Below are 14,387 nucleotides of genomic sequence, written 5' to 3'. Positions count from 1 at the left end.
CGGGTTCATCGGGTGCCGCCCTCCGGGGAGTCGGTGTGAGTGGCCCACTCCAGCAGGCCGAGGAACGCGCGGTTGAGCAGGGCGGAGTCGGCGGGCCGCAGGGGGCGCTGGGCGCGCAGCAGCGCCTGTCCGTACAGGGATTCGACGGCGGTGCCGATGAGTTCGGGGGTGCCGAGGGCGGCGATGCGGCGGACCAGCGGGTTCAGGTGGTTGAGGACCAGGCGGGCGCGGGGTGCGCTGCCGCGCAGGGAGCCGAGGATGCCGGCCCACAGGTCGTCGGCCTGTTCCTCGGCCTCGGCGCGGGCCTGTTCGTGGCGGGCGGCCCGGTCGTCGAGGTGCAGTGCGGGCACCGAGAGGGGGTGGAAGGCGCGCAGGGCGACGTCGCAGCCCAGCGGGTCGAGGGCGGTGCGTGCGGCGGCCAGGAAGCCGGACAGGGCGAGTTCCTCGGCCGGGTCGACGGCGTCCAGGTGCGCGGTGACGGTGTCGGAGTCGAGTTCGGCGACGGTCGTGCCGGGCCGCACCGAGGGCAGCGCCTCCACGAGATCGCTGTCGTAGGTGTAGCCGCCGTTGACGACGCCGATGCCCTGGGCGGAGGCGATGGGGGCGACCTGGCGGTACTCCTCGACCGTGCGCGTGAAGTGCACGACCGGGTGGCGCTGGGCGAACTCCTCCAGGGAGAGCCGTCCGTCGGTCGTCTCGAACGGCAGCCACGGCAGCATCGTGCGCAGCATCTCCGTGTCGTGCCTGGCGAGCGACTTGACGCCGAGGTGGTGCACGGAGAGGAACGCGGTGAGGCGTTCGGGGTCCTGGGCGGCGAGGCCGGTCAGCCAGGAGCGGATGCGTTCCCCGAGGGCGTCGCGGACCCCGGCCAGGGTCTCGTCCTCGTACAGGGACTCGCGGGAGGCGGTGGGGCGCAGGCTGTCCGTGTCGAGGACGCAGCGCACGAAGAACGCCCAGTCCGGCAGGAGCTGTTCGGCCCGCTCGGTGAGGAGCATGCCCTTGAGGTGCACGCGGTGGCTCGCGCGCTGGGCGGGACTGACGGCGGTGGGCAGGACGTAGGCGACGCCCCGTACGCCGGCCAGCGGCACGTCGAGTTCGATGGAGTCCAGCGGGGTGAAGCCGAACAGGTCGTGGCAGTGCCGGGCCAGGGCGACCCGGCGGGCGGCGGGCGAGGTGTAGGGGCGGTCCCAGGGGGCGGGCAGTTCGGTGACCGCCTCGCCGTCCACGCGCACGTCGTAGGGCAGCAGGGCCCCGAAGTCGCGGGCCAGCGACAGCACCCGCGCCCCGCTCAGCCACTCAGCGGCCCCGGCCCGCGCCACCAGGTGCACGGTGGTGCCGGGCTCGGGGTGCGCCTCCTCCGGGAGCGTGCGCACGGTGTAGGAGCCGTCGTCGGTGGCCGTCCACTCCACGGGGGCCGCGTCGGGGGTACGGGCGCTGCGGCTGACCACGCGGATCCGCTCGGCGACGACGAAGCAGGCGAGCAGTCCGATGCCGAACTGGCCGAGGAAGTCGGAGCGGGCGGCCTGGAGTCCGTCGTCGCGCTTGGAGCTGCGGCCGATCGTGGCGAGCAGCTGGTGCACGTCGGGTTCGGTGAGCCCGATGCCGGTGTCCACCACGCGCAGTTCGCCGGCCCCGGTGTGCAGCCGGACGGTGGCCGGGGTGTCCGGCTGCTCGGCGCGCCGGGCGGTGATCGCGTCCACGGCGTTCTGCAGCAGTTCGCGCAGATAGACCTTGGGGCTGGAGTAGAGGTGGTGGGAGAGGAGGTCGACGAGACCGCGCAGATCGACCTGGAACGTATGGGGCGCGGCGGCGGCCGGGGGTGCCGGGGGCCGGGAGGGCTGGGAGGGCTGTGAGATCTCGGAATCCATCGTCGCAGCGCCGAGTGTGCCGAGGTGTGGGGAGGCCGGGCGACGGCGCGGGGTAGGGCGGTCCCGGTGAGGCGGTGACCGCGGGTCGGGCAGCCGGAGCGCGTCATGCTATGCCCGGAAGCACCCCCCTGACCAGCGGTTTCCGGTAATGATCGGAGCAACGCGCCGGTTGCCGGATACGCCGTTGTCAGTGCCGTGGTGTGGAATGGATCTCGTGCCCGCACTGGACGAACCTCTGAAGAAGGTGCTCGGCCCCGCCACCGCGAAGGTGATGGCCGAGCACCTCGGCCTGCACACCGTCGGCGACCTCCTGCACCACTACCCGCGCAGATACGAGGAGCGCGGGCAGCTCACCCACCTCGCCGACCTGCCGATGGACGAGCACGTCACGGTGGTGGCGCAGGTCGCCGACGCCCGGCTGCACAGCTTCGCCTCCTCCCGGGCGCCGCGCGGCAAGGGGCAGCGCCTGGAGGTCACGATCACGGACGGCAGCGGCCGGCTGACGCTCGTCTTCTTCGGCAACGGCGTGCACAAACCGCACAAGGAGCTGCTGCCGGGCACCCGCGCGATGTTCTCCGGCAAGGTCTCCGTCTTCAACCGCCGCCTCCAACTCGCCCATCCCGCGTACGAGTTGCTGCGGGGCGAGGGCGCGGAGGAGGCCGTCGACAGCTGGGCGGGCGCGCTCATCCCGCTCTACCCGGCCACGGCGAAGCTGGAGTCCTGGAAGCTCGCCAAGGCGATCCAGACGGTCCTGCCCCGCGCCCAGGAGGCGCTGGACCCGCTGCCGGAGTCGCTGCGCGCCGGCCGCGGTCTGGCCACCCTGCCCGAGGCCCTGGTGAAGATCCACCGCCCGCGCACCCGGGCCGACGTCGAGGACGCCCGCGCCCGGCTGAAGTGGGACGAGGCCTTCGTCCTCCAGGTCGCCCTGGCCCGCCGCCGGTACGACGACGCCCAGTTGCGCGCCACACCGCGGACACCGAAGCCGGACGGCCTGCTCACGGCGTTCGACGACCGCCTGCCGTTCACCCTCACCGAGGGCCAGCGGTCGGTCTCCCGGGAGATCTTCGACGACCTCGCCACCGACCACCCCATGCACCGGCTGCTCCAGGGCGAGGTCGGCTCGGGCAAGGCACAGCCGCTGGACGCACTCGTCCTCACGCCGACGGGCTTCCGGCCCATGGGCGAGATGCGCGTGGGCGACGAGGTCGTGGTGCCCAGCGGCGAAGTGGCGCCGGTCGACGGCGTCTTCCCGCAGGGCGAACGGGACGTGTGGCGGCTGGTGCTGGACGACGGGTCCACCGTCGAATGCGACGACGAGCACCTGTGGATCGTCACCACCGCCCCCTCCGCGCCCGCCAGGGTGAGAACCGCCCGGGAGATCCGCCTGGACACCCTCACCCCGGACGGCACCCCCAAGTGGCACATCCCCCCGGTGACCCCGGCCGACCTGGGCCCGGAGCCTCCCGAGGACCCCTACGCCCTGGGCACCACCCTGACCACCGCGGAGGCACCACCGCACCTCCCGGACGCGTACAAGAACACCACGGTCAAAAGCCGCCTCGCCCTCCTGCAGGGCCTGCTGGACTCGGGTGACGGCAGCGGACTGCGCACGCCCTCCCGCCGGCTCGCGGAGGACGTGGCCTGGCTGGCGCGCTCCCTGGGCGGACTGGCCCGCGTGCTCCCCGAAGGGGTGTCGGTCACCCTGCCGGACGCCCACGCGCACCCGGCAACCTTCCACCGCGCGATCAAGGCCGTGGAGTACGTGGGCCGCGAGCCCGTGCAGTGCATCAGCGTCGCCCACCCCGATCACGCCTATGTGACCGACCACTTCACGGTCACCCACAACACGATGGTCGCGCTGCGCGCGATGCTCGCCGTCGTGGACTCCGGCGGCCAGGCCGCCATGCTGGCGCCGACCGAGGTACTGGCCCAGCAGCACCACCGGTCGGTCACCGAGATGATGGGGGACCTCGCCCAGGGCGGCATGCTGGGCGGCGCCGAACACGCCACCAAGGTGGTGCTGCTCACCGGCTCGATGGGCGCGGCGGCCCGCCGGCAGGCGCTGCTCGACCTGGTCTCGGGAGAGGCCGGCATCGTCATCGGCACCCACGCCCTGATCGAGGACAAGGTGCGCTTCCACGACCTCGGTCTGGTCGTCGTCGACGAACAGCACCGGTTCGGGGTGGAGCAGCGCGACGCCCTGCGCGGCAAGGGCGAACAACCGCCGCATCTGCTGGTCATGACCGCCACGCCGATCCCGCGCACGGTCGCCATGACGGTCTTCGGCGACCTGGAGACGTCCGTCCTGGACCAGCTCCCGGCCGGGCGCTCGCCCATCGCCAGCCATGTCGTCCCCGCCGCCGACAAACCGCACTTCCTGGCCCGCGCCTGGGAACGGGTGCGCGAGGAGGTGGGCAACGGCCACCAGGCGTACGTGGTCTGCCCCCGGATCGGCGATGACGCCGACGACGTCGAGAACCCGAAGAAGGCGGCCGCCGCGGACGCCGACAAGCGCCCCCCGCTCGCCGTCCTGGACATCGCCGACCAGCTCGCCAAGGGCCCGTTGCAGGGCCTCGGGGTCGAGGTGCTGCACGGCAGGATGCAGCCCGACGACAAGGACGCCGTCATGCGGCGCTTCGCCGCCGGGGAGACGGACGTGCTGGTGGCCACGACGGTCATCGAGGTCGGCGTCAACGTCCCCAACGCCACCGCCATGGTGATCATGGACGCGGACCGCTTCGGCGTCTCCCAGCTGCACCAGCTGCGCGGCCGGGTGGGCCGCGGCTCGGCTCCCGGCCTGTGCCTGCTGGTCACGGAGATGCCGGAGGCGAGCGCGGCCCGGCAGCGACTCAACGCGGTCGCCGCCACCCTGGACGGCTTCGAACTCTCCCGCATCGACCTCGAACAGCGCCGTGAGGGCGACGTCCTGGGCCAGGCACAGTCCGGCGCCCGCTCCAGCCTGCGGGTGCTCGCCGTCATCGACGACGAGGAGATCATCGCCGAGGCACGGCAGGAGGCGACGGAACTGGTGGCGGCGGACCCGTCGTTGGAGGACGTCCCGGCCCTGCGCACGGCACTGGACGCCCTGCTGGACGAGGACAGGGAGCGCTATCTGGACAAGGGCTGACACAACCCCGGGCTACTCGACCCCCACCAGCAGCAGCGGGCCCTGCGCGCCCCCGTCGTGCACGACGGTGTCCACCGCCAGATACGACTCGCGCACATACGCCTCCAGCCGTGCCACGAGCCCGCCCGGCACCCCCGCCCCGACCACCAGGGTGACCAGCTCGCCGCCCGCCGACAGCATCCGCGCGAGCACGCCCTCGGCCGTCTCGGCGACGTCCGCGCCGATCACCGCCACATCGCCCTCGATGAGCCCGAGCACGTCACCGGCCTGGCAGATCCCGGCCATCGTCCAGGACTGCCGCTCGGCGACGGCCACTTCGGCGTAGCGGGTGGCGCCGGCCGCCGAGGTCATCGCGACGACGTCCTCGTCGAACCGCCGCTCCGGCTGGTGCACGGCGAGCGCCGCGATGCCCTGCACCGCGGACCGCGTGGGGATCAGCGCGACCCGTACGCCCTCCGCGCGCGCCTGCTCCGCCGCCGCGGCGGCGGTGTGCCGCAGCTCCGGGTCGTTCGGCAGCAGCACCACCTCCCGGGCGTGCGCCCGCCGCACCGCGTCCACGAGCTCCCCGCTGGCGGGCGGCTCCCCGGCCCGCGCCAGCACCGTCGTCGCCCCGGCCCCCTCGCACAGCGCGGCGAGCCCCTCCCCCGGCACCACGGCGACCACGGCACGCTGCGCCCGCTCCCGGTCCGGCCGGCCGGTCCCGAAGTGGGTGATCCGGATGCGGTACGGCCGCCCGGCCTCGACCCCGGCCTCGACGGCGGCGCCGGCGTCGTCGACGTGCACGTGGACGTTCCACAGCCCGTCCCCGCCGACCACGACCAGCGAGTCGCCGAGCCCGTCCAGCCGCTCCCGCAGCCGGGCGACGGCCGCGTCCTCGGCCTCCAGCAGATAGATCACCTCGAACGCGGGCCCCGGCTCCGCGCACCCGCCCTCGAACACAGCCGGCGCGTCCTCCACGATCCGCACCGGTGCCTGCCCCGTCAGCGTCTCCGCGAGCGCCCCGAGCACCGCGACGAGCCCGCGCCCGCCGGCGTCCACGACCCCGGCCCGCCGCAGCGCCGCCAGCTGTCCCGGCGTCGCCGCCAGCGCGACCCGTGCCCCTTCGTACGCCGCCAGCGCGACGGCCGCGCAGTCGCCCTCGACGGCCTCCGCCGCGTCGGCCGCCGCCGAGGCGACCGACAGCACCGTGCCCTCCACCGGGTGCGCGACGGCCTCCCGGGCCAGGTCGGCGGCCCGGCGCAGCGCCAGCCGCAGCTCCCGGCCGTCCACCCCGGCGCCGTCCAGCCGCTGCGCCATGCCGCGCAGCAGCTGGGCGAGGATCGTCCCGGAGTTGCCCCGCGCGCCCAGCAGCGCCCCGTGCGCCATGGCCCGCGCCGCGTCGGCGAGCGCCGGGTGCCGGCCGGCCTCGTCGTATCCGGCGAACACCGCCTCGACGGCCGTCGCCGCGGATTCCATGGTCAGGTACAGGTTGGTGCCGGTGTCGCCGTCGGCCACCGGGTAGACGTTGATCGCGTCGATCTCCTCGCGCGCCCTCCCGAGCGCCTCGAGCGCGAGAGAGCACCATGTGCGCACCGCGAGAGCATCGAACGTCTGCGGCACCTGCGGCACCTGCGCCTCCCTGGGGCCTGTCGCTTCCGTGGCAGGCAGCGTAGACCGCACGAGGTGCCGGTCGGGGGCCGGTGACGGACATGGTAGTTTCGTTGTACGGACGCAGCCGTTGTATGCTGCTCCGGTTGCCCGACCTCGTGTCGGGCCTTCCCCTGGCAGAGCCACCCGGATCCTTACCGATCTTCCGGCGTGCCCGGGATTTCCTACTGTAAGTGCATCTGAAGTCTTTGGAGTGACCCGTGGCTGCCAACTGCGACGTCTGCGGCAAGGGGCCGGGCTTCGGCAACAACATCTCCCACTCGCACCGCCGTACGCCCCGTCGCTGGAACCCGAACATCCAGCGTGTGCGTACCGTGGTCGGCGGGACGCCGAAGCGCGTGAACGCTTGCACCTCGTGCATCAAGGCCGGCAAGGTCTCGCGCTGACGTTTCGAGCGCGCGGCCACGCCGGATCCGCCGCGAATGCCGGTCCACCTCAGGGTGGGCCGGCTTTTGTCGTTCCGCCCCACCAAGGCGTTCCCTCGCCCCCGCCGCCCCTACCCTTCCCATCCCCCAGGGGCTCCGCCCCTTCGACCCCGGGGTGGGTGGGGAGTTCAGGGTGGGCGGGAAAGGGCGCAGGAGAGCTCGGGTGGGTGGGGTTCGTGGGCGGGTGCGGGTCCGTCGTGGCTGGTCGCGCAGTTCCCCGCGCCCCTTAAAAGCAGGGCGCTGGTCGCCCCCCCCCACCGCCGGAGGCCTACCGCAGGCGCCACCCGTGGTGTACCGGGCCCACGCCCGCCCCCAGCGGGAACCCCGCCTCGATCGCCCCCGTCACATACGCCTTCGCCGCCCGTGCCGCCTCCGGCACGGAATCCCCGTACGCCAGCCGCGCCGCCAGCGCGGACGCCAGCGTGCACCCCGTGCCATGGGTGTGGCGGTTGTCATAGCGAGGCGCACGCAGCCAGTGCTCCTCCACCCCGTCCGTCAGCAGATCCACCGCATCGGCCGCCCCCGCCAAGTGCCCGCCCTTCACCAGCACCCACCGCGGCCCGTACGCCAGCACCGCCCGAGCCGCCGGCCGCAACTGCTCCTCCGACTCCACCCGCACCCCCGTGAGCTGCGCCACCTCGTCCAGGTTCGGCGTCGCCACCGTCGCGACCGGCAGCAGCCGCGTCCGCACGGAGTCGAGCGCGGACTCGGCGAGCAGCGAGTCCCCGTGCTTGGAAATCCCCACCGGATCGACGACCACGGGCACCCCCACGTCCGCCAGCAGCTCCGCCACCGCCTCCACCTGCTCCGCCGACGCCAGCATCCCCGTCTTGACCGCCTGCACCCCGATGTCGTCGACGACACTGCGGTACTGCGCCCGCACCGCCTCCACCGGAAGCTCCCACGCCCCCTGCACGCCCACGGAGTTCTGCGCGGTCACGGCCGTGAGCACGCTCATCCCGTGCACGCCCAGCGCCAGCATCGTCTTCAGATCGGCCTGGATCCCGGCACCCCCGCCGGAGTCGGACCCGGCGACCGTCAGCACCCGGGGCGGAGCGACGGCGCCGCTCATGACTCGATGTCCCCGAAGTGGTCCCAGCCGCCCTTGCTGGTCCACGGCGCCCCGTCGACCGTGACCTGCGGCAGCGCAGAGGGGTTCAGCACCTCGCCGATCACCTTCCACCGCGCCGGCAGCTTCACGTCGGGCGGGAAGGTCGCGACGATCGCGTGGTCCTCGCCGCCCGTCAGCACCCATTGCAGCGGATCGACGCCCACCGCCTGCCCGATGTCGTTCATCTGGGAGGGCACGTCCAGCGCCCCGGACCGCACGTCGATCCGCACCTTGCTCGCCTCGGCGATGTGCCCCAGGTCGGCGATGAGCCCGTCGCTGACGTCGCACATCGCGGTGGCGCCGAGCCCGGCCGCGGCCGGTCCCGCGTGGTACGGCGGTTCGGGCCGGCGGTGGGCCTCGACGAAGGCCCGCGGCGACCGGAACCCCCGGGAGAGCACCGCGTGCCCGGCCGCGGACCACCCCAGCCAGCCGGTGACGGCGACGACGTCACCGGGCTGCGCCCCGCCCCGGGTCACCGGCTCGTGGTTGCGCAGGTCCCCCAGCGCCGTGATGGCCACGGTGATGGTGTCGCCCCGCACCACGTCACCGCCCACCACCGCCGCACCGGCGACCTGGCACTCGTCGCGCAGCCCGTCCATCAGCTCGGTCGGCCAGGTGGCCGGCAGCTCCGCCGGGACGACGAGGCCGAGCAGCAGCGCGGTCGGCACCGCCCCCATCGCGGCGATGTCCGCGAGGTTCTGCGCGGCGGCCTTGCGGCCTACGTCGTACGCCGTGGACCAGTCGCGGCGGAAGTGCCGCCCCTCGAGCAGCAGATCGGTGCTCGCCACCACTCTGCGGTCGGGCGCGGAGACCACCGCGGCGTCGTCGCCGGGGCCGATCCGCACCGCCGGGGTGGTGGTGAGCCGGGAGGTGAGCTCCCTGATGAGCCCGAACTCCCCCAGCTCGCCCACGGTGCCCTTCATCGTCGTATCGCCCCTTCTGTCCCTGTCCGCACCACGTGCCCGGTCCCGGCCCGGCCCGCACGCACGACCGTCACCGCCCATCCTGTGTCCGCCCCGGCCCCCGCACCCGCCGCACCACGGCGTGCGCGGGTCTCCCCGCGGCCTGGGGCGACGCGATACCGTGGCGTCCCTTTCCCCCACATGATCCTCGTGGCCGCCCTGGAGGTTCCGTGGTACAGGCGTACATCCTGATCCAGACGGAGGTCGGCAAGGCGTCGACCGTCGCCGAGACGATCAGCAAGCTCCCTGGGATCATCCAGGCCGAGGACGTGACGGGTCCCTACGACGTCATCGTGCGCGCGCAGGCCGACACGGTCGACGAACTCGGCCGCATGGTGGTCGCCAGAGTCCAGCAAGTGGACGGCATCACGCGCACGCTGACCTGCCCGGTGGTGCACCTGTAGCCCCCGTCTACCCTTGGCCGGTGAACTTCTTCCGCCACCGGTCCCTCGGCCTGCCCGTCGCCCCCGTCGCCGCGCTGCTGGTGGCGACGGGCTGTTCCTCGGCAGACGGCGACGCCGCCCTGGCGGTTCCCTCCCCCGACGCGAAGACGGCGAAGGTGTGCCGGGCGCTGCACCGGGTGCTGCCCGGGAAGCTGGACGGACGCGGCCGCAACGACCCCGGGCCCCGGTCCGCCTACACGGCGGGCTGGGGAAGCCCAGCGATCATACTGCGCTGCGGTGTCGTACGACCGCCGAAGATGATCGACCCCAAGGTGGCGGAGGGCGGCGATGCGGACGCCCTGGCCGGCGGCGTGAACGGCGTCGACTGGCTGATGGAGAAGCAGGACGACGGCACCTGGCGGTTCACCACCGCCAACCGCGTGGCCTATGTGCAGGTGAGCCTGCCGAAGGGGATGTCCGGGCAGGAGGAGGGCGCCGGCGTCCTCACCGGGCTGGCGTCCGCCGTCAAGAAGGCGGTCCCCGAGGGAACCGCCTCCATGACCTGAACCGTTTCGCGACTTCCGTCGGCGGTCAGCGCAGTCCGGTGGACCGCCCGAGCGCCGTCCCGATCAGCCGGTCCACCAGCTCCCCGTAGGAGACGCCGGTCGCCTGCCACATCTGCGGGAACATCGAGATCGGCGTGAAGCCCGGCATGGTGTTGATCTCGTTGATGACGAACTCCCCGTCCTCGGTGAGGAAGAAGTCCGCCCGCACCAGCCCCTCGCAGGAGGCGGCCTCGAACGCCTCGACGGCCAGCCGCCGCACCTCGTCGGTCTCCTCCGGCGTCAGCGGGGCCGGGACCAGACCGGGCGTGGAGTCGAGGTACTTGGCCTCGAAGTCGTAGTACGCGTGGGCGTCCGGCGGCGGGATCTCGGCGGGCACCGAGGCCCGGGGCCCGTCCTCGAACTCCAGCACCCCGCACTCGATCTCGCGGCCCCGCAGCAACGCCTCGACGATGATCTTCGGGTCGTGCCGCTGCGCCTCGGCGATCGCCTCGTCGAGGCCGGCGAGGCCGTCCACCTTGGTGATGCCGATGGACGAGCCCGCGCGCGCGGGCTTCACGAACAGCGGCCAGCCGTGCTCCCCCGCGAAGTCGACGATCTTCTTGCGGGCGGCCGCCCGGTCGTTCGCCCACTCGCGCGGCCGGATCACCACGTAGGGGCCGACCTTCAGCCCGAACGAGGCGAACACCCGCTTCATGTAGTCCTTGTCCTGGCCGACGGCCGAGGCGAGCACGCCCGAACCCACGTACGGCACACCGGAGAGCTCCAGCAGCCCCTGGAGGGTGCCGTCCTCGCCGTAGGGGCCGTGCAGCACGGGGAAGACGACGTCGACCTCGCCGAGCGCCTTGGGCACCGAACCGGGCTCGCTGTAGACGACCTCGCGGTTGGCGGGATCGACGGGGAGCAGCACGCCGCCCTCGGCCGCGTCGGCGAGTTCGTCGACGTCCGGGGGCCGCCGGTCGACGATGGCCATGCGGGCCGGTTCGTCGGCCGTGAGCGCCCAGCGGCCTTCCCGTGTGATGCCGATCGGCAGGACGTCGTACTTGGTCCGGTCGATGGCGTTCAGCACGGCGCCGGCGGTGACCACGGAGATCCCGTGTTCGGAGCTGCGGCCGCCGAACACGACGGCCACGCGCGGCTTGCGGGACGGCTGCCCGGGACTCTGGGGGAGGTTCTCGGTGCTCATATCGCGATGAGAGTACCCGTCCGTGTGCCCGGCGTCAGCGCCCGCCACCGGCCGTCGCTGAGCGTCGCACGGACGGTCGCTCAGCGTGGCACGGACGGCCCACGCAAGGGGCCGTGGCAGTCTCCGCCTGCCGGTGTCAGCGGCGTTCGGCCTTGGCGCTGCGGCCCATCAGCTCCTGGACGGCGGCCACCGGGGACTTGCCCTCGTGGACGATGCCGAAGACGGTCTCGGTGAGCGGCATGTCGACGCCGTGCCGGCGCCCCAGGTCCCGTACGGACTCGCAGGACTTGACGCCCTCGGCGGTCTGCCGGGTGACCGCGATGGTCTCCTGGACCGTCATGCCCTTGCCGAGGTTGGTGCCGAAGGTGTGGTTGCGCGACAGCGGCGAGGAGCAGGTGGCGACCAGGTCGCCGAGGCCCGCGAGGCCCGAGAACGTCAGCGGATCGGCGCCCATGGCGAGCCCGAGCCGGGTGGTCTCGGCGAGGCCGCGGGTGATGAGCGAGCCCTTGGCGTTGTCGCCGAGCCCCATGCCGTCGGCGATGCCGACCGCGAGCCCGATGACGTTCTTGACCGCGCCGCCCAGTTCGCAGCCGACCACGTCGGTGTTGGTGTACGGGCGGAAGTACCGCGTGTGGCAGGCGGTCTGGAGCCTGCGGGCGACGTCCTCGTCGGTGCAGGCGACCACGGCGGCGGCCGGCATCCGCGTGGCGATCTCCCGGGCGAGGTTGGGCCCGGTGACCACGGCGACGCGCTCGGGGCCGGCCTTGACGACGTCCTCGATCACCTCGCTCATCCGCATCGCGGAGCCGAGTTCGACGCCCTTCATCAGCGAGACCAGGACGGTGCCCGGGGCGAGCAGCGGCCCCCACTCGGCGAGGTTGGCGCGCAGTGTCTGGGACGGCACGGCGAGCACGGTGAAGTCGGCGCCGCGGGCGGCCTCGGCGGCGTCGGCGGTGGCCCGCAGGTTCTCGGGGAGTTCGACGCCCGGCAGATAGTCGGGGTTGGTCCGGGTGGAGTTGACCGCCTCGGCCACCTCCGGGCGCCGCGCCCACAGGGTGACCTCGCACCCGGCGTCGGCGAGCACCATGCCGAAGGCCGTGCCCCACGATCCCGTACCGAAGACGGCGGCCCTGACCGGCTCGCTCACGTGCCCTGCCCCTCTTGCTGTGCGTGCTGTTCGCGCACGTCCCGCGGTGCGCGGTCCTGCTGCTCGTCGTCCTGGCGCTCGTCGTCCCGGCCGGCCTTCTGCTTGGCGGCGGCCGCCGCGGCGGTGCGTCTGCGCTGCGCGATACGGACCTCGCGCGGGTCGTAGCGCTTGTCGGGCGCCTTCTCGCCGCGGATCTCCTCGAGCTGGCGGGTGATGGCGGCCATGATGACCTCCGTCGCCTCCTTCAGCAGCTCGGGCGTCATCTCGCGGCCGTAGAAGGAGCTGAGGTCCACCGGAGGGCCCGCGACGACGCGGTGCGTCTTGCGCGGGAAGAGGGCCGGCTTCTTGGCGTACGGCGGCAGCAGTTCGTTGGCGCCCCACTGGGCGACGGGAATCACGGGGCACCGGGTCTGCAGGGCGACACGGGCGGCGCCGGTCTTGCCGGTCATGGGCCACAGGTCCGGGTCGCGGGTGAGGGTGCCCTCGGGGTAGAAGGCGACGCACTCGCCGCTCTCGACGGCGTCGATCGCGGCCCGGAAGGCGCTGAGCGCGTCCGTGGTCTCGCGGTAGACGGGGATCTGCCCGGTGCCGCGCATGGCGGCGCCGACGAATCCCTTGCGGAAAAGCCCGCTCTTCGCGAGAAAGCGCGGCACACGCCCGGTGTTGTACTGGTAGTGCGCGTACGCGAAGGGGTCCACATGCGAATTGTGGTTCACCGCGGTGATGAATCCGCCGTCGGCCGGCATGTTCTCCATTCCGCGCCAATCCCGCTTCAGCAGAACCACCAGCGGCGGTTTGCAGATCACCGCGGCGAAGCGGTACCAGAAGCCGATTCTCCGGCGGGGCACACGGACACCTTCCTCTAGGGGCTTTCGGGCCTTACGGGTCTGGAACCCGGGCCCGGGGGGAGCCGCACAAGTGTGGCCCCGGGCCGCCTGTCTGTCGAGAACACCGTACGCCCCGGTGTGTGAACCGCCAGGTGGGACGTGGGCGGACGATGTGCGGTCCGGGTGACAATGGGCGCGACGGGTCGGCGGACGGAGCGCGCGTGCAGTGGTCGTTGGTCATTCCGGTGAAAGCCCTGGCGCGGGCCAAGAGCCGCCTGACGGACACCGCCGGGGACGAGGTGCGCCCGGGGCTCGCGCTGGCGTTCGCGCAGGACACGGTGGCGGCGGCGCTCGCCTGCCCCCGGGTGCGCGATGTGGCGGTCGTCACGGACGACCCGCTCGCCGCGCGGGAGCTGTCCGCGCTGGGCGCGGTGCTCGTCCCCGACGAGCCGGCGGGCGGACTGAACGCGGCGCTGGCGCACGGGGCGGGGGCCGTGCGCGCCCGGCGGCCGGGCGCGGCGCTGGCCGCCCTCAACGCCGATCTTCCGGCACTGCGGCCCGCCGAATTGGGGCGGGTCCTCGATGCGGCCGGGGAATTCCCGCGGTCCTTTCTCGCGGATGCCGCGGGAATCGGTACGACGTTGCTGGCGGCGGGGACGGGGCGGGAATTGCGGCCGGCGTTCGGGGTGGATTCCCGGCGGCGGCATCTGGCGTCGGGGGCGGTGGAACTCGCGCCGGGTGCGGTGGATTCCGTGCGGCAGGACGTCGATACGGGGGCGGATCTGCGGGCGGCGCTGGCGCTCGGGGTGGGGGTGCGGACGGTGGCGGCGGTGGGGGCCCTGCCACTGGGGGCGTTGGCCTCGGGGTGCGGGTATTAGGCTGCGGGTATGCAGGCGACCGCGTACACGTACGACTCCGAGACCCGTAGTGGGCAGGTGCTGCTGGACGACGGGACGCCGGTGGCGTTCGACGCGGCGGCGTTCGACGCGGGCGGGTTGCGGCTTCTGCGCCCCGGGCAGCGGGTGCGCGTGGAGACGGCCGGCGAGGGCGAGGCCCTCCGCATCACCCTGGTCACCTTGCAGACGTTCTGAGGGTTCTGAGGGCGGGGGGTTCGCCGGGATTTCTCTCGCCCCCGCCGCCC

At 73.4% G+C, this 14,387-nt stretch carries 13 protein-coding genes; 6 read left to right on the top strand and 7 right to left on the bottom strand.

Annotation, left to right across the window (positions count from 1 at the left end):
* Positions 1-5: 5 nt before the first annotated feature.
* Positions 6-1,868, bottom strand: a complete 1,863-nt coding sequence (locus OIE12_RS23945) for an HSP90 family protein (protein ID WP_329138588.1) — start codon at positions 1,866-1,868, stop codon at positions 6-8.
* A gap of 205 nt (positions 1,869-2,073) precedes the next feature.
* Between OIE12_RS23945 and OIE12_RS23940 the strand changes: the two genes are divergently transcribed.
* A complete protein-coding gene (locus tag OIE12_RS23940; RefSeq protein ID WP_329138586.1) occupies positions 2,074-4,995 on the top strand; it encodes a helicase-related protein in 2,922 nt (973 codons plus the stop codon).
* A gap of 12 nt (positions 4,996-5,007) precedes the next feature.
* Here OIE12_RS23940 and OIE12_RS23935 read toward each other — a convergent pair whose 3' ends face one another.
* Positions 5,008-6,603 carry a DAK2 domain-containing protein gene (locus OIE12_RS23935; RefSeq protein ID WP_329138584.1) on the bottom strand — a complete coding sequence of 532 codons (1,596 nt, stop codon included), beginning with the start codon at positions 6,601-6,603 and terminating at the stop codon, positions 5,008-5,010.
* Positions 6,604-6,842: 239 nt separating this feature from the next.
* Between OIE12_RS23935 and rpmB the strand changes: the two genes are divergently transcribed.
* On the top strand, positions 6,843-7,028 hold the full coding sequence (rpmB, locus tag OIE12_RS23930; protein WP_004924906.1) for a 50S ribosomal protein L28: 186 nt from the start codon (positions 6,843-6,845) through the stop codon (positions 7,026-7,028).
* 307 nt (positions 7,029-7,335) lie between these two features.
* On the opposite strand, the gene thiD is transcribed toward rpmB, so the two are convergent.
* Positions 7,336-8,139, bottom strand: coding sequence for a bifunctional hydroxymethylpyrimidine kinase/phosphomethylpyrimidine kinase (gene thiD, locus OIE12_RS23925; protein WP_329138581.1), 804 nt, complete (start codon positions 8,137-8,139; stop codon positions 7,336-7,338).
* Positions 8,136-9,101 carry a thiamine-phosphate kinase gene (locus OIE12_RS23920; protein ID WP_329138579.1) on the bottom strand — a complete coding sequence of 322 codons (966 nt, stop codon included), beginning with the start codon at positions 9,099-9,101 and terminating at the stop codon, positions 8,136-8,138. Before OIE12_RS23920 ends, thiD begins: the two co-directional genes overlap by 4 nt.
* 209 nt (positions 9,102-9,310) lie before the next feature.
* On the opposite strand from OIE12_RS23920, the gene OIE12_RS23915 reads away from it, so the two are divergent.
* On the top strand, positions 9,311-9,544 hold the full coding sequence (locus tag OIE12_RS23915) for an Lrp/AsnC family transcriptional regulator (protein ID WP_030382544.1): 234 nt from the start codon (positions 9,311-9,313) through the stop codon (positions 9,542-9,544).
* A gap of 20 nt (positions 9,545-9,564) precedes the next feature.
* Positions 9,565-10,089, top strand: coding sequence for a DUF3515 domain-containing protein (locus OIE12_RS23910; RefSeq protein ID WP_329138576.1), 525 nt, complete (start codon positions 9,565-9,567; stop codon positions 10,087-10,089).
* Positions 10,090-10,114: 25 nt separating this feature from the next.
* On the opposite strand, the gene OIE12_RS23905 is transcribed toward OIE12_RS23910, so the two are convergent.
* The 3 genes from OIE12_RS23905 to OIE12_RS23895 all read right to left on the bottom strand — a co-directional run bounded on the left by OIE12_RS23905 (position 10,115) and on the right by OIE12_RS23895 (position 13,267).
* Complete coding sequence (locus OIE12_RS23905) at positions 10,115-11,272, bottom strand: D-alanine--D-alanine ligase family protein (RefSeq protein ID WP_329138575.1); 1,158 nt, start codon at positions 11,270-11,272, stop codon at positions 10,115-10,117.
* A 136-nt stretch (positions 11,273-11,408) separates the two neighbouring features.
* Positions 11,409-12,419 (bottom strand): NAD(P)H-dependent glycerol-3-phosphate dehydrogenase, encoded by a 1,011-nt coding sequence (locus tag OIE12_RS23900; RefSeq protein ID WP_329138573.1) that lies wholly within the window; start codon positions 12,417-12,419, stop codon positions 11,409-11,411.
* Entirely contained in the window at positions 12,416-13,267 is an 852-nt protein-coding gene (locus OIE12_RS23895) for a lysophospholipid acyltransferase family protein (RefSeq protein ID WP_329138571.1), read from the bottom strand. Before OIE12_RS23895 ends, OIE12_RS23900 begins: the two co-directional genes overlap by 4 nt.
* Positions 13,268-13,467: 200 nt before the next feature.
* Between OIE12_RS23895 and cofC the strand changes: the two genes are divergently transcribed.
* Both cofC and OIE12_RS23885 read left to right on the top strand, forming a co-directional pair.
* On the top strand, positions 13,468-14,124 hold the full coding sequence (gene cofC, locus OIE12_RS23890; protein ID WP_329138570.1) for a 2-phospho-L-lactate guanylyltransferase: 657 nt from the start codon (positions 13,468-13,470) through the stop codon (positions 14,122-14,124).
* A gap of 9 nt (positions 14,125-14,133) precedes the next feature.
* The gene (locus OIE12_RS23885) at positions 14,134-14,337 is read left to right on the top strand and encodes a hypothetical protein (RefSeq protein WP_329138568.1); all 204 of its coding nucleotides are present in this window, start codon (positions 14,134-14,136) and stop codon (positions 14,335-14,337) included.
* The last annotated feature ends 50 nt before the right edge of the window (positions 14,338-14,387 follow it).

Origin of the sequence: Streptomyces sp. NBC_00670 (genome assembly GCF_036226765.1) — a bacterium.
Classification (GTDB): Bacteria; Actinomycetota; Actinomycetes; order Streptomycetales; family Streptomycetaceae; genus Streptomyces.
Note: the sequence above shows the minus strand (reverse complement) of the source record. Positions and strands in the feature narration are given on the sequence as shown.

What these genes read in the sequence shown, in the direction of transcription:
- OIE12_RS23945 (WP_329138588.1), bottom strand. Translation starts at nt 1,868, where the DNA reads ATGGATTCCGAGATCTCACAGCCCTCCCAGCCCTCCCGGCCCCCGGCA.
- OIE12_RS23940 (WP_329138586.1), top strand. Translation starts at nt 2,074, where the DNA reads ATGGATCTCGTGCCCGCACTGGACGAACCTCTGAAGAAGGTGCTCGGC.
- thiD (WP_329138581.1), bottom strand. Translation starts at nt 8,139, where the DNA reads ATGAGCGGCGCCGTCGCTCCGCCCCGGGTGCTGACGGTCGCCGGGTCC.
- OIE12_RS23920 (WP_329138579.1), bottom strand. Translation starts at nt 9,101, where the DNA reads ATGAAGGGCACCGTGGGCGAGCTGGGGGAGTTCGGGCTCATCAGGGAG.
- OIE12_RS23905 (WP_329138575.1), bottom strand. Translation starts at nt 11,272, where the DNA reads ATGAGCACCGAGAACCTCCCCCAGAGTCCCGGGCAGCCGTCCCGCAAG.
- OIE12_RS23885 (WP_329138568.1), top strand. Translation starts at nt 14,134, where the DNA reads ATGCAGGCGACCGCGTACACGTACGACTCCGAGACCCGTAGTGGGCAG.